We start from the raw sequence: 13,037 nt of genomic DNA, 5'->3' as shown, positions 1-13,037 counted from the left end.
CAGCAATGGCAATCGACCGCATCCACGGAGATCGCATGACTTCCTCGCCCGTCACCCCATCGGCCGTCGACGACGCCCCCGACTGGCCCGCCGCCTTCGTCCGCCGCTATCTCGACGCCGGCCACTGGCAGGACCGGAGCTTCGCCGAAGCCCTGGCCGCCAGCGCCGCGCGCCATCCGCAGCGGATCGCGCTATGCGACGACGACCAGCGGCTCAGCTATGCCGACCTGCTCCAGCGCTGCCGCCGCCTGGCAGCCGGACTGCGCCAGGCCGGCCTCGCACATGGCGACACGGTGGTGCTGCACCTGCCCAACGGCATCGCCTTCGTCGAGACCTGCTTCGCCCTGTTCCAGCTCGGCGTACGCCCGGTGCTCGCCCTCCCCGCCCATCGCCAGCATGAGATCAGCGGTTTCTGCCGCTTCGCCGAGGCCAAGGCCTACATCGGCGCCGAACGGATCGACGGCTTCGACCCACGGCCGATGGCCCGTGAGCTGCTCGCCAGCGGCGCCTGCCGGATGGCGCTGATCCACGGCGAGGCCGAGGCGCCGCTGCAAGCGCTGGCACCGCTGTACCAGGCCGACGCGCTGGAAGACTGCGCCGCCCGCGCCGAGGATATCGCCTGCTTCCAGTTGTCCGGCGGCACCACCGGCACGCCGAAGCTGATTCCCCGGCGTCATCGCGAGTATCTCTACAACGTCCGCGCCAGCGCCGAGGTCTGCGGCTTCGACGAGCACACGGTGTACCTCACCGGCTTGCCGATGGCGCACAACTTCACCCTCTGCTGCCCCGGAGTGATCGGCACGCTGCTGGCCGGCGGCCGCGTGGTGGTCAGCCAGCGCGCCGATCCCGAGCATTGCTTCGCCCTGATCGCCCGTGAACGGGTCACCCACACCGCCCTGGTACCGCCGCTGGCGATGCTCTGGCTGGATGCCCAGGAAAGCCGCCGCGCCGATCTATCCAGCCTGCGTCTGCTCCAGGTCGGCGGTTCCAGGCTCGGCAGCAGTGCCGCGCAACGCGTCGAACCGGTGCTCGGCTGCCAGTTGCAACAGGTGCTGGGAATGGCCGAGGGGCTGATCTGCTACACCCGCCTGGACGATCCGCCCGAGCGCGTATTGCATACCCAGGGCCGGCCGCTGTCGCCGGACGACGAAGTGCGGGTGGTCGACGCCGAGGGCCGCGAGGTCGGCCCCGGCGAGGTCGGCGAACTGACCGTGCGCGGTCCCTACACCATCCGCGGCTACTACCGCCTGCCCGAACACAACGCCAAGGCCTTCAGCGCGGACGGCTTCTACCGCACCGGCGACCGGGTCAGCCGCGACAAGGACGGCTACCTGGTGGTGGAGGGCCGCGACAAGGACCAGATCAACCGCGGCGGCGAGAAGATCGCTGCGGAAGAGGTGGAGAACCTGCTGATCGCCCATCCGCAGGTGCACGACGCCACCGTCGTGGCGATGCCCGACAGCCTGCTCGGCGAGCGCACCTGTGCCTTCGTCATCCCGCGCCAGCCGGCACCCTCGGCGCTGAAGCTGAAGCAATACCTGCACGCCTGCGGGCTGGCCGCGTTCAAGGTGCCGGACCGCATCGAGCTGGTTCCGGCCTTCCCCCAGACCGGCATCGGCAAGATCAGCAAGAAGGACCTGCGCGAGCGCCTGCGCCGCGAGCTGGAGGCCCGCGCATGAGCGCCGCCTGGGTCCGGCCGTTCCGCCTGACGCCGATGCCGCGCCTGCGCCTGGCCTGCTTCCCCCATGCAGGCGGCAGCGCCAGCTTCTTCCGTAGCTGGAGCGAACGCCTGCCGCCAGACATCGACCTGCTTGCCCTGCAGTACCCGGGCCGCGAGGACCGCTTCAACGAGGCGCCGGCTACCCGCCTGGAAGACCTCGCCGACGGCGCCGCCCTCGCCCTGCGCGATTTCGCCGACGCGCCCCTGGCGCTGTTCGGCCACAGTCTCGGCGCGGCGCTGGCCTACGAAACCGCCCTGCGCCTGGAAAGCGCCGGCGCGCCGCTGCGCCACCTGTTCGTCTCCGCCCATCCGGCACCGCACCGGCAACGCGGCGGCGCATTGCACCGCGGCGACGAGGCGGCGCTGCTGGAGGACGTCCGCCGCCAGGGTGGCGCCAGCGAGCTACTCGAGGACGCCGACCTGCGCGCGCTGTTCCTGCCGATCCTGCGCGCCGACTACCAGGCGATCGAGACCTACCGACGGGCGCAGCCCATCGCCCTAGCCTGCGCCCTCGACGTCCTCCTCGGCGAGCACGACGAGGAAGTCAGCGCGGCCGAGGCGCAGGCCTGGAGCGACGCCAGCCGGACTCCCGCCAGGCTGCGGCGCTTTCCTGGCGGGCACTTCTACCTGAGCGAGGGGCGCGACGCGGTGATCGAGCACCTGCTGCGCCGCCTCGCACATCCCGACGCCCTTTCCCGAGAGGTTGCATGATGAAAACTCCCGAAGACTGCACCGGCCTGGCGGACATCCGCGAGGCCATCGACCGGATCGACCTGGATATCGTCCAGGCCCTCGGCCGCCGCATGGACTACGTCAAGGCGGCGTCGCGCTTCAAGGCCAGCGAGGCGGCGATTCCGGCGCCCGAGCGGGTCGCCGCGATGCTCCCCGAGCGCGCCCGCTGGGCCGAGGAAAACGGACTCGACGCGCCCTTCGTCGAGGGACTGTTCGCGCAGATCATCCACTGGTACATCGCCGAGCAGATCAAGTACTGGCGCCAGACACGGGGTGCCGCATGAGCCGGCTGGCCCCCCTGAGCCAGTGCCTGCACGCCTTGCGCGGCACCTTCCAGCGCGCCATCGGCCAGGCGCAGGCGCTCGATCGTCCGGTGCTGGTGGCGGCGTCGTTCGAGATCGACCCATTGGACCCGCTGCAGGTATTCGGTGCCTGGGACGACCGGCAAACGCCCTGCCTGTACTGGGAACAGCCCGAGCTGGCGTTTTTCGCCTGGGGCTGCGCCCTGGAGCTGCAAGGCCACGGCGAACAGCGCTTCGCCCGGATCGAGGAAAACTGGCAATTGCTCTGCGCCGACGCCGTGGTCGAGGGCCCGCTGGCGCCGCGCCTGTGCGGCGGATTCCGCTTCGATCCGCGCGGCCCGCGCGAGGAACACTGGCAAGCCTTCGCCGATGCCAGCCTGATGCTCGCCGGCATCACCGTGCTGCGCGAGGGCGAACGCTACCGGGTACTCTGCCAACACCTGGCCAAGCCCGGCGAAGATGCCCTGGCCCTGGCCGCCTACCACTGCTCGGCGCTACTGCGCCTGAGGCAGCCGGCCAGGCGCCGGCCCTCGGGGCCGACCGCTGGCGCGCAGGGCGACGCTTCGGCGCTGGAGCGCAGGCAATGGGAAGCCAAGGTGAGCGACGCGGTAAGCAGTGTCCGCCAGGGACGCTTCGGCAAGGTCGTGCTGGCCCGCACCCAGGCCCGGCCTCTCGGCGACATCGAGCCGTGGCAGGTCATCGAACACCTGCGTCTGCAACATGCCGACGCCCAGCTGTTCGCCTGTCGCCGCGGCAACGCCTGCTTCCTCGGCGCCTCCCCGGAACGCCTGGTCCGCATTCGCGCCGGCGAGGCACTCACCCATGCCCTGGCCGGGACCATCGCCCGCGGCGGCGATGCCCAGGAAGATGCGCGGCTCGGACAGGCCCTGCTGGACAGCGCCAAGGACAGGCACGAACACCAGTTGGTGGTGGAGGCGATCCGTACGGCCCTGGAACCCTTCAGCGAGGTACTGGAAATCCCCGATGCGCCCGGCCTGAAACGACTGGCGCGAGTCCAGCACCTGAACACGCCGATCCGCGCCCGCCTCGCCGACGCAGGCGGCATCCTGCGGCTGCTGCAGGCGCTGCATCCGACCCCCGCGGTGGGCGGCTACCCACGCAGCGCGGCGCTGGACTACATCCGCCAGCACGAAGGGATGGACCGTGGCTGGTACGCCGCGCCGCTGGGCTGGCTCGACGGCGAAGGCAACGGCGATTTCCTGGTGGCGCTGCGCTCGGCCCTGCTCACGCCGGGCCGGGGCTACCTGTTCGCCGGCTGCGGTCTGGTAGGCGATTCGGAACCGGCCCACGAGTATCGCGAAACCTGCCTTAAGCTCAGTGCCATGCGGGACGCTCTGTCCGCCATAGGCGGCCTGGACGAAGTGCCCTTGCAGCGCGGCGTCGCCTGAAAACGAAGACCCCCTGCGGCCCGAGGGCGGCAGGGGGTCTTCGAAGGTCTGCCCGTGGCGCGGACGGGCCACGCCGCAAGGGCGTTGCTTAGAACGGAATGTCGTCGTCGAAGCTGTCGTAGTCCTGGGCCGGTTGCGGCGCCGGTTGCTGCTGCGGGGCCGGACGCGACTGTTGCTGCGGGGCCTGCTGCGGGCGCTGCATGGGCTCGCGCGGGGCGCGCTGCGAATCGTCGCCGGAGGGGCGGCCGCCGAGCAACTGCATGTTGCCGTTGATGTCGACCACGATCTCGGTGGTGTAGCGATCCTGACCATCCTGGCCCTGCCACTTGCGGGTGCGCAGGCTGCCTTCGACGTAGACCTGGGAACCCTTGCGCAGGTACTCGCCGGCGATCTCCGCCAGGCGGCCGAAGAACACCACGCGGTGCCATTCGGTGCGCTCCTGTTGCTGGCCGGTCTGCTTGTCCTTCCAGCTCTCGCTGGTGGCGAGGGTGATGTTGGTCACCGCATTGCCGTTGGGCATGTAGCGGGTTTCCGGGTCACCACCGACGTTACCAACCAGAATGACTTTGTTAACCCCACGGGCCATGACGTTCTCCTAAGGTTCAGCATCCGCCCGGCGCGGCCTGGGCCAGGCGCTCGAGGGCGGTGCGATCCACTTGTTGGGTATCCACTTTGACATAGGCGGCGGCCTCCTCGGCCACCACCACGGCGTCTGCCACACCGGGCAACGCCCTGAATCGCTGGACCAGCACCGCGTCCTGCAGCGCGGCGGGCGCGAGCGGCAGGCGAATGCTGGTCACATAAGGCGGTTCGCGCATGGTAACAGCAATCGCCAGCCAGAGGGCAGCGAGCACCGCGCATCCGATGAACACCATGCTCAGCCCGCCGTGCTGGAACATCCAGCCGCCGAGGATGCCGCCCAGCGCCGCGCCGAGGAATTGGCTGGTGGAATACACCCCCATCGCCGTGCCCTTGCCGCCGGCCGGCGAGACCTTGCTGACCAGCGACGGCAACGAGGCTTCGAGCAGGTTGAAGGCAGTGAAGAACACCACCGTGCCGACCACCAGCATGGCCAGGCTGTGACCGAAGACCAGGAAGAACAGTTCGCAGGCCAGCAGGGTCGCCACCGCGCCGGTCAGCACGCGCTTCATGCGACGCTTCTTCTCGGCGTAGATGATGAACGGCACCATGCCGAAGAAACCGACCAGCAGCGCGGTCAGGTAGACCCACCAGTGCTGCTCCTTGGGCAGGCCACCCTCGTGCACCAGCGCCAGCGGCAAGGCGACGAAGCTGGCCATGAGGATGGCGTGGAGGATCAGGATGCCGGCGTCCAGGCGCAGCAGGTCGCCGTGCTTCAGGGTCGGCAGCAGGGCCTGGCGCGCCACGCTGGATTCGCGGTGCTGGGTCATGTGGTCCGGCTGTGGGACGAAGAACAGGATCAGCAGCAAGCCGACCAGCGCCATCCCGGCGGTGAACCAGAACAGCCCATGCAGGCCGAACAGATGGGTCAGCACCGGGCCGAGCACCATGGCCACGGCGAAGGAGACGCCGATGCTCATGCCGATCATCGCCATCGCCTTGGTCCGGTGCTGCTCGCGGGTGAGGTCGGAGAGCAGCGCCATCACCGCCGCCGAGATCGCCCCGGCGCCCTGCAGGACGCGGCCGGCGATCACCCCCCAGATGGAGTCGGCATTGGCCGCGAGGGCCGCGCCGGCGGCGAAGATCAGCAGCCCGACGACGATCACCGGGCGCCGGCCGATGCGGTCGGAAATGGTCCCGAAGGGAATCTGCAGGATCGCCTGGGTCAGGCCATAGGCGCCGATGGCCAGGCCGATCAGCGCCGGGGTCGCGCCGGCCAGGTCCTGGCCGTAGGTGGCCAGCACCGGCAGGACCATGAACATGCCGAGCATGCGGAAGGCGAATACCAGTGACAGCCCGACGGCCGCTCGCGTTTCGGTACCGCTCATCCGCTCAGTATGTGAGTCGTGCATAACACCCTCATGGAAGAAACCGCTGCAGGGCAAGGCCTCATGCCCCTGCCAATGGCGCCGCCGCCCGCTCCTGGGCGGCCGGGGCAATGCCCGCGCCGGAAAAATGCCGCGCATTCTACCAGTCCGCCCCCTCGCGGCACAGGCGCGCCACTTTGCCGCGCGCTAGCGGCCAGCCGTATAATCAGCGGTTTTCGCCCGCCATGCGAGGCCGCTGTGGATAAGATCCTGATTCGTGGGGCGCGTACCCACAACCTGAAGAACGTCGACCTCACACTGCCACGCGACAAACTGATCGTGATCACCGGTCTTTCCGGTTCCGGCAAGTCTTCCCTGGCTTTCGACACGCTCTATGCGGAAGGCCAGCGGCGCTACGTGGAATCCCTCTCGGCCTACGCCCGGCAGTTCCTGTCGATGATGGAGAAGCCGGACGTGGACACCATCGAAGGGCTGTCGCCGGCGATTTCCATCGAACAGAAGTCCACTTCCCACAACCCACGCTCCACCGTGGGTACGATCACCGAGATCTACGACTACCTGCGCCTGCTTTATGCCCGCGTCGGTACCCCGCGCTGCCCGGACCACGACATCCCGCTGGAGGCGCAGACCGTCAGCCAGATGGTCGACCAGGTCCTGGCCCTGCCGGAAGGCAGCAAGCTGATGCTGCTGGCGCCGGTGATCCGCGAGCGCAAGGGCGAGCACCTGGCGGTGTTCGACGAGATGCGCGCGCAGGGTTTCGTCCGCGCCCGGGTCGACGGCAAGCTCTACGAACTCGACGAAGTGCCGAAGCTGGATAAGCAGAAGAAGCACAGCATCGATGTGGTGGTGGACCGCTTCAAGGTTCGCGCGGACCTCCAGCAACGCCTGGCCGAGTCGTTCGAGACCGCCCTGTCCCTGGCCGACGGTATCGCCCTGGTAGCACCGATGGACGAGGACGAGGATGTCGAGGAGATCATCTTCTCGGCGCGCTTCGCCTGCCCGGTCTGCGGCCACTCGATCAGCGAGCTGGAACCCAAGCTGTTCTCCTTCAACAACCCGGCCGGCGCTTGTCCGACCTGCGACGGCCTCGGCGTGAAGCAATTCTTCGACGCGCGCCGGGTGGTCAACGGCGAGTTGACCCTGGCCGAGGGCGCGATCCGCGGCTGGGACCGGCGCAACGTCTATTACTTCCAGATGCTCGGTTCGCTGGCCCAGCATTACGGCTTCAGCCTGGAAGAACCCTTCGACGAACTCGGCGCCGAACACCAGAAGGTGGTGCTCTACGGCTCCGGCCGGGAAAACGTCGACTTCCGCTATCTCAACGACCGCGGCGACATCGTCAAGCGTTCGCACCCCTTCGAGGGCATCCTGCCGAACCTTGAGCGGCGCTACCGCGAGACCGAGTCGGCCACGGTCCGCGAGGAGCTGGCCAAGTTCCTCAGCACCCAGCCCTGCCCGGATTGCCACGGTACCCGCCTGCGCCGCGAGGCGCGGCATGTGTGGGTCGGCGACCGGACGCTGCCGGCGATCACCGCGATGCCGGTCGGCGAAGCCTGCGAGTATGCCGCCGGACTCAGCCTGACCGGCCGCCGTGGCGAGATCGCGGCGAAGATCCTCAAGGAAATCCGCGACCGCCTGCAATTCCTGGTCAACGTCGGCCTCGACTACCTGACCCTCGACCGCAGCGCCGACACCCTGTCCGGCGGCGAAGCCCAGCGCATCCGCCTGGCCAGCCAGATCGGCGCCGGCCTGGTGGGAGTGATGTACATCCTCGATGAACCCTCGATCGGCCTGCACCAACGCGACAACGAACGCCTGCTCGGCACCCTCACCCACCTGCGCAACCTCGGCAACACGGTGATCGTGGTCGAGCACGACGAGGACGCGATCCGACTCGCCGACTACGTCGTCGACATCGGTCCGGGGGCCGGCGTGCACGGCGGCCAGGTAGTGGCGGAAGGTACGCCCGACCAGGTGATGAACCACCCCGACTCGCTGACCGGCAAGTACCTTTCCGGGCGCAAGAAAATCGCGGTTCCGGCCAAGCGCACCCCGCGCGACAAGAAGAAGCTGCTGAAGCTGAAAGGCGCCCGCGGCAACAACCTGCAGAACGTCAACCTGGAAATCCCGGTCGGCCTGTTCACCTGCATCACCGGGGTCTCGGGCTCCGGCAAGTCGACGCTGATCAACAACACCCTGTTCCCGATCACCGCCACCGCGCTGAACGGCGCGACTACCCTGGAAGTGGCGCCGTACGACTCGTTCGACGGCCTGCAGCACCTGGACAAGGTGGTCGACATCGACCAGAGCCCGATCGGTCGTACCCCGCGCTCCAACCCGGCGACCTATACCGGCCTGTTCACGCCGATCCGCGAACTGTTCTCCGGCGTGCCGGAGGCCCGCTCGCGCGGCTACGGTCCCGGCCGCTTCTCGTTCAACGTCAAGGGCGGCCGTTGCGAGGCCTGCCAGGGCGACGGCGTGATCAAGGTGGAGATGCACTTCCTGCCGGACATCTACGTTCCCTGCGACGTCTGCAAGGGCAAGCGCTACAACCGCGAGACCCTGGAGATCCGCTACAAGGGCAAGAGCATCCACGAGGTGCTGGAGATGACCATCGAGGAAGCCCGCGAGTTCTTCGACGCCGTCCCCGCCCTGGCGCGCAAGCTGCAGACACTGATGGACGTCGGCCTGTCCTACATCAAGCTGGGCCAGAGCGCGACCACCCTCTCGGGCGGCGAGGCACAGCGGGTCAAGCTGTCCCGCGAGCTGTCCAAGCGCGACACCGGCAAGACCCTGTACATCCTCGACGAACCGACCACCGGCCTGCACTTCGCCGACATCCAGCAACTGCTCGACGTGCTCCACCGCCTGCGCGACCACGGCAACACCGTGGTGGTGATCGAGCACAACCTGGACGTGATCAAGACCGCCGACTGGCTGGTCGACCTCGGTCCCGAGGGCGGCTCCAAGGGTGGTCAGATCATCGCCAACGGCACGCCGGAGCAGGTGGCCGAGATGCCCCAGTCGCACACCGGCCACTTCCTCAAGCCGCTGCTGGAACGCGATCGCGCCTGATTGCCGGGCGCTCATGAAAAAGCCCCTGCGGCCGTGAGGCGCAGGGGCTTTTTCGTATCCGCGGGGTAGGGTCAGATCTGCGACTGCAGGTAGTTCTCCAGGCCCATCCTCGCGATCAGGCCAAGCTGTTGCTCCAACCAGTAGGCGTGGTCTTCCTCGGTGTCGGCCAACTGGGCCTTGAGGATGTCGCGGCTGACGAAGTCCTTGTGCTGCTCGCAGAGGGCGATGCCCTTGGCCAGCGCGGCGCGGACATGGCGCTCGAGCTTGAGGTCGGCCTCGAGCATCTCCGGCACCGTGGTGCCCGGGTGGATATCGTCGGGACGCATGCGCGGCGTACCTTCGAGCAGGAGGATACGGCGCAGCAGGGCGTCGGCGTGCTGGGTCTCCTCCTCCATCTCGTGGTTGAGGCGCTCGTAGAGCTTGCTGAAGCCCCAGTCCTCGTACATGCGCGAGTGGATGAAGTACTGGTCGCGCGCGGCCAGCTCGCCGGTCAGCAGCGTGTTGAGGTAATCGATGACTTCCGGATGGCCTTGCATCGGGGGGCTCTCCCTGGAGAAAACTAGGAATCTAGCCGCATATGCTCCCGGCTCCGCCTGATCCGGGTCAAGCCAATGCAGATAAAAAAGCCCCCTTCCTAGGAAGGGGGCCGGGGGCCTCATCAGGCCATCAGTCCAGCTTCAGGCCGAGGGCGTCGGCGACGCCTTTGCCGTAGGCCGGATCGACCTTGAGGAACAGGCCGATCTGGCGACGCTGGATCTGCTCCGGTACATCGCGGATGTCTTCGGCGATGTTGGCGAACAGCCGCTGCTTCTGCTCGTCGGTGAACAGATGGAACAGCGCGGCCGGCTGGCTGTAGTAGTCGTCGTCCACCCGGTGGTTCCAGTGGTCCGCCGCACCCTCCAGGCTCAACGGCGGCTCGGAGAAGTCAGGCTGCTCCTGCCACTGGTTGAAGCTGTTCGGCTCGTAGGTGACGCGCTGATGGGCGTTGTTGCCGTCCACCCGCATGCCGCCGTCGCGGTGGTAGACCTGGTGCGGGCAACGCGCGGCGTTCACCGGAATCTGGTGGTGGTTGACGCCCAGGCGATAGCGATGGGCGTCGCCGTAGGAGAACAGACGGCCCTGGAGCATCTTGTCCGGCGAGAAACCGATACCGGGCACCACGTTGGCCGGTGTGAAAGCGGCCTGCTCGACCTCGGCGAAGTAGTTGTCCGGGTTACGGTTCAGCTCGAAGAAGCCCACTTCGATCAACGGGTAGTCACCGTGGGGCCAGACCTTGGTCAGGTCGAACGGGTTGTAGCGATAGGTGGCCGCTTCCTTCTCGGGCATGATCTGCACGTACATCTTCCAGCGCGGGAAATCGCCTTTCTCGATGCTCTCGTACAAGTCGCGCTGCGAACTCTCGCGGTCCTGGGCGATCACTTCGGCGGCCTCGGCGTTGGTCAGGTTCTCGATGCCCTGTTGGGTCTTGAAGTGGAACTTGACCCAGAAGCGCTCGTTGTTCGCATTGATGAAGCTGAAGGTATGACTGCCGAAACCATGGATGTGCCGATAGCTCTTCGGCAGGCCGCGGTCGCTGAAGTCGATGGTCAACTGATGCAGCGACTCGGGGAGGTGAGAGAAAAAGTCCCACTTGAAGGTCGCATTGCGCAGGTTGGTGCGCGGGTCACGCTTTACCACGTGGTTGAGATCGGGGAACTTGAGCGGGTCACGCAGGTAGAACACCGGGGTGTTGTTGCCGACCAGGTCCCAGTTGCCCTGCTCGGTGTAGAAACGCATGGAGAAGCCGCGGATGTCGCGCTCGGCATCCGCCGCGCCGCGCTCACCGGCGACGGTGGAGAAGCGCAGGAACATATCGGTCTTCTTGCCGACCTGGGAGAAGATCTTCGCCCGGGTGTAGGGGGTGATGTCATGGGTGACGGTGAAGGTGCCATAGGCCGCGGAGCCTTTCGCATGCATGCGTCGCTCGGGGATCACTTCGCGATCGAAGTGGGCGAGCTTCTCGAGGAACCACACGTCCTGCAGCAACATCGGGCCACGCGGACCGGCGGTCTGCACGTTCTGGTTATCGACCACCGGTGCGCCAGCGGCAGTGGTCAGGCGGGTCTTCTCTTCCATTTACTCTCTCCTCAACGGCTAACGTGCTATGAAGCGAAGCGGCTACACGGAAATCATCAGCGTGGACCAGGGATTGGCGGAGGACAACCTGTCGGCTGAACCAAGCGCCCTTTGCATTGATCTCGCTTATCCGAACGTAGCTTTTCGTAAAAGCAGGTTAAGGATGAATGACAGCCCTCCCGCAATCCAATTTATTAAAGACAGCGAGCCGATAGATAAAAACTTTAAGGCTGGTAATAAAAAAACCGGGCCTAGGCCCGGTTCCTTGTGCAGCAGATGCCTTATTCGGCAGCTTCTACGACTTCACCGCCGACAGGACGATCAACCAGCTCGACGTACGCCATGGGGGCGTTGTCGCCAGCGCGGAAACCGCACTTCAGGATGCGCAGGTAGCCGCCCGGACGGTTGGCGTAGCGCTTGCCCAGGTCGTTGAACAGCTTGCCAACGGCAGCTTTCGAACGGGTACGGTCGAAAGCCAGGCGACGGTTGGCGACGCTGTCTTCCTTGGCCAGGGTGATCAGCGGCTCGGCAACGCGACGCAGTTCCTTGGCCTTGGGCAGGGTGGTTTTGATCAGTTCGTGTTCGAACAGCGACACCGCCATGTTCTGGAACATAGCCTTGCGGTGCGCGCTGGTGCGGCTCAGGTGACGACCACTTTTACGATGGCGCATGGTTCAATTCCTTTCCAAACTTTACGTTCGGTAGTTACGACGATCAGGCAGTGGCCTTGTCGTCTTTCTTAAGACTTGCCGGCGGCCAGTTATCGAGGCGCATACCGAGGGACAGACCACGGGAAGCCAGAACGTCCTTGATTTCGGTCAGGGACTTCTTGCCCAGGTTCGGCGTTTTCAACAGCTCCACTTCGGTGCGCTGGATCAGGTCACCGATGTAGTAGATGTTTTCCGCCTTCAGGCAGTTGGCCGAACGTACGGTCAGTTCCAGGTCATCGACCGGGCGCAGGAGGATCGGATCGATCTCGTCTTCCTGCTCTTCAACGACGGGTTCGCTGTCGCCCTTGAGGTCCACGAACGCTGCCAGCTGCTGTTGCAGGATGGTAGCGGCGCGACGGATAGCCTCTTCGGGATCCAGGGTGCCGTTGGTTTCCAGGTCCAGGACCAGTTTGTCCAGGTTGGTGCGCTGCTCGACACGGGCGTTTTCCACCACGTAGGAGACACGACGGACCGGGCTGAACGATGCGTCGAGCTGCAGACGGCCGATGCTGCGGCTTTCGTCTTCATCGCTCTGACGTGCGTCGGCAGGCTCGTAGCCACGGCCACGAGCTACCTTCAGCTTCATGTTCAGCGCGCCGTTGTCTGCCAGGTTGGCGATAACGTGGTCACCGTTGATGATCTCAACATCGTGATCCAGCTGAATATCGGCAGCAGTCACAACACCCGAGCCCTTCTTAGCCAGGGTCAGCGTCACTTCATCACGACCGTGCAGCTTGATGGCCAGACCTTTCAGGTTCAGCAGGATCTCGATTACATCTTCCTGCACACCTTCGATCGCCGAGTACTCGTGGAGTACGCCGTCGATCTCGGCCTCGACCACTGCGCAGCCAGGCATGGAGGACAACAGGATGCGACGCAGCGCGTTGCCCAGGGTGTGACCAAAACCACGCTCGAGAGGCTCGAGCGTGATCTTGGCGCGGGTTTGACTGACCACCTGCACATCGATGTGGCGGGGGGTCAGGAACTCATTTACCGAACTCTGCATG

The 13,037-nt window shown here is 66.2% G+C and carries 11 protein-coding genes; 5 read left to right on the top strand and 6 right to left on the bottom strand.

The window, feature by feature from the left end; translation table 11 throughout:
• Positions 1-35: 35 nt before the first annotated feature.
• The 4 genes from pchD to pchA are packed head-to-tail and all read left to right on the top strand — an operon-like array spanning position 36 to position 4,163.
• Positions 36-1,679, top strand: coding sequence for a pyochelin biosynthesis salicyl-AMP ligase PchD (gene pchD / locus VQ067_RS03850; protein WP_033991350.1), 1,644 nt, complete (start codon positions 36-38; stop codon positions 1,677-1,679).
• A complete protein-coding gene (gene pchC / locus VQ067_RS03845) occupies positions 1,676-2,431 on the top strand; it encodes a pyochelin biosynthesis editing thioesterase PchC (RefSeq protein ID WP_003114687.1) in 756 nt (251 codons plus the stop codon). The genes pchD and pchC overlap by 4 nt, the downstream gene beginning before the upstream one ends.
• Positions 2,431-2,736: an isochorismate lyase PchB gene (gene pchB / locus VQ067_RS03840; protein ID WP_003106950.1), complete on the top strand. Its 306-nt coding sequence runs from the start codon at positions 2,431-2,433 to the stop codon at positions 2,734-2,736. The genes pchC and pchB overlap by 1 nt, the downstream gene beginning before the upstream one ends.
• Entirely contained in the window at positions 2,733-4,163 is a 1,431-nt protein-coding gene (pchA, locus tag VQ067_RS03835; protein WP_033991349.1) for an isochorismate synthase PchA, read from the top strand. Before pchB ends, pchA begins: the two co-directional genes overlap by 4 nt.
• Positions 4,164-4,251: 88 nt before the next feature.
• On the opposite strand, the gene ssb is transcribed toward pchA, so the two are convergent.
• Positions 4,252-4,749, bottom strand: coding sequence for a single-stranded DNA-binding protein (gene ssb / locus VQ067_RS03830; RefSeq protein WP_003114685.1), 498 nt, complete (start codon positions 4,747-4,749; stop codon positions 4,252-4,254).
• A 16-nt stretch (positions 4,750-4,765) separates the two neighbouring features.
• Complete coding sequence (locus tag VQ067_RS03825; protein ID WP_003103910.1) at positions 4,766-6,154, bottom strand: MFS transporter; 1,389 nt, start codon at positions 6,152-6,154, stop codon at positions 4,766-4,768.
• 213 nt (positions 6,155-6,367) lie between these two features.
• On the opposite strand from VQ067_RS03825, the gene uvrA reads away from it, so the two are divergent.
• The gene (gene uvrA / locus VQ067_RS03820) at positions 6,368-9,205 is read left to right on the top strand and encodes an excinuclease ABC subunit UvrA (RefSeq protein WP_003093663.1); all 2,838 of its coding nucleotides are present in this window, start codon (positions 6,368-6,370) and stop codon (positions 9,203-9,205) included.
• 71 nt (positions 9,206-9,276) lie between these two features.
• Here uvrA and bfr read toward each other — a convergent pair whose 3' ends face one another.
• The 4 genes from bfr to VQ067_RS03800 form a co-directional block, all read right to left on the bottom strand.
• The gene (gene bfr, locus VQ067_RS03815; RefSeq protein WP_003093668.1) at positions 9,277-9,741 is read right to left on the bottom strand and encodes a bacterioferritin; all 465 of its coding nucleotides are present in this window, start codon (positions 9,739-9,741) and stop codon (positions 9,277-9,279) included.
• Positions 9,742-9,871: 130 nt separating this feature from the next.
• Positions 9,872-11,320, bottom strand: coding sequence for a catalase KatA (katA, locus tag VQ067_RS03810; protein WP_003103909.1), 1,449 nt, complete (start codon positions 11,318-11,320; stop codon positions 9,872-9,874).
• A gap of 281 nt (positions 11,321-11,601) precedes the next feature.
• Positions 11,602-11,991 carry a 50S ribosomal protein L17 gene (gene rplQ / locus VQ067_RS03805; RefSeq protein WP_003093672.1) on the bottom strand — a complete coding sequence of 130 codons (390 nt, stop codon included), beginning with the start codon at positions 11,989-11,991 and terminating at the stop codon, positions 11,602-11,604.
• Between the two features lie 43 nt (positions 11,992-12,034).
• Entirely contained in the window at positions 12,035-13,036 is a 1,002-nt protein-coding gene (locus tag VQ067_RS03800) for a DNA-directed RNA polymerase subunit alpha (protein ID WP_003093675.1), read from the bottom strand.
• Position 13,037: the final 1 nt, after the last annotated feature.

The sequence above is a fragment of the Pseudomonas sp. KBN12P06040 genome (genome assembly GCF_037574965.1).
Classification (GTDB): Bacteria; Pseudomonadota; Gammaproteobacteria; order Pseudomonadales; family Pseudomonadaceae; genus Pseudomonas; species Pseudomonas aeruginosa.
The sequence above is the reverse complement of the archived record's forward strand: the minus strand, read 5'-3'. Positions and strand labels throughout refer to the sequence as shown.

Bases quoted from the DNA above. Each gene is read 5' to 3' on its own strand.
- pchC (WP_003114687.1), top strand. From the start codon at position 1,676: ATGAGCGCCGCCTGGGTCCGGCCGTTCCGCCTGACGCCGATGCCGCGC.
- pchB (WP_003106950.1), top strand. From the start codon at position 2,431: ATGAAAACTCCCGAAGACTGCACCGGCCTGGCGGACATCCGCGAGGCC.
- bfr (WP_003093668.1), bottom strand. From the start codon at position 9,741: ATGCAAGGCCATCCGGAAGTCATCGATTACCTCAACACGCTGCTGACC.
- pchD (WP_033991350.1), top strand. From the start codon at position 36: ATGACTTCCTCGCCCGTCACCCCATCGGCCGTCGACGACGCCCCCGAC.
- katA (WP_003103909.1), bottom strand. From the start codon at position 11,320: ATGGAAGAGAAGACCCGCCTGACCACTGCCGCTGGCGCACCGGTGGTC.
- VQ067_RS03800 (WP_003093675.1), bottom strand. From the start codon at position 13,036: ATGCAGAGTTCGGTAAATGAGTTCCTGACCCCCCGCCACATCGATGTG.
- ssb (WP_003114685.1), bottom strand. From the start codon at position 4,749: ATGGCCCGTGGGGTTAACAAAGTCATTCTGGTTGGTAACGTCGGTGGT.
- VQ067_RS03825 (WP_003103910.1), bottom strand. From the start codon at position 6,154: ATGCACGACTCACATACTGAGCGGATGAGCGGTACCGAAACGCGAGCG.
- pchA (WP_033991349.1), top strand. From the start codon at position 2,733: ATGAGCCGGCTGGCCCCCCTGAGCCAGTGCCTGCACGCCTTGCGCGGC.
- rplQ (WP_003093672.1), bottom strand. From the start codon at position 11,991: ATGCGCCATCGTAAAAGTGGTCGTCACCTGAGCCGCACCAGCGCGCAC.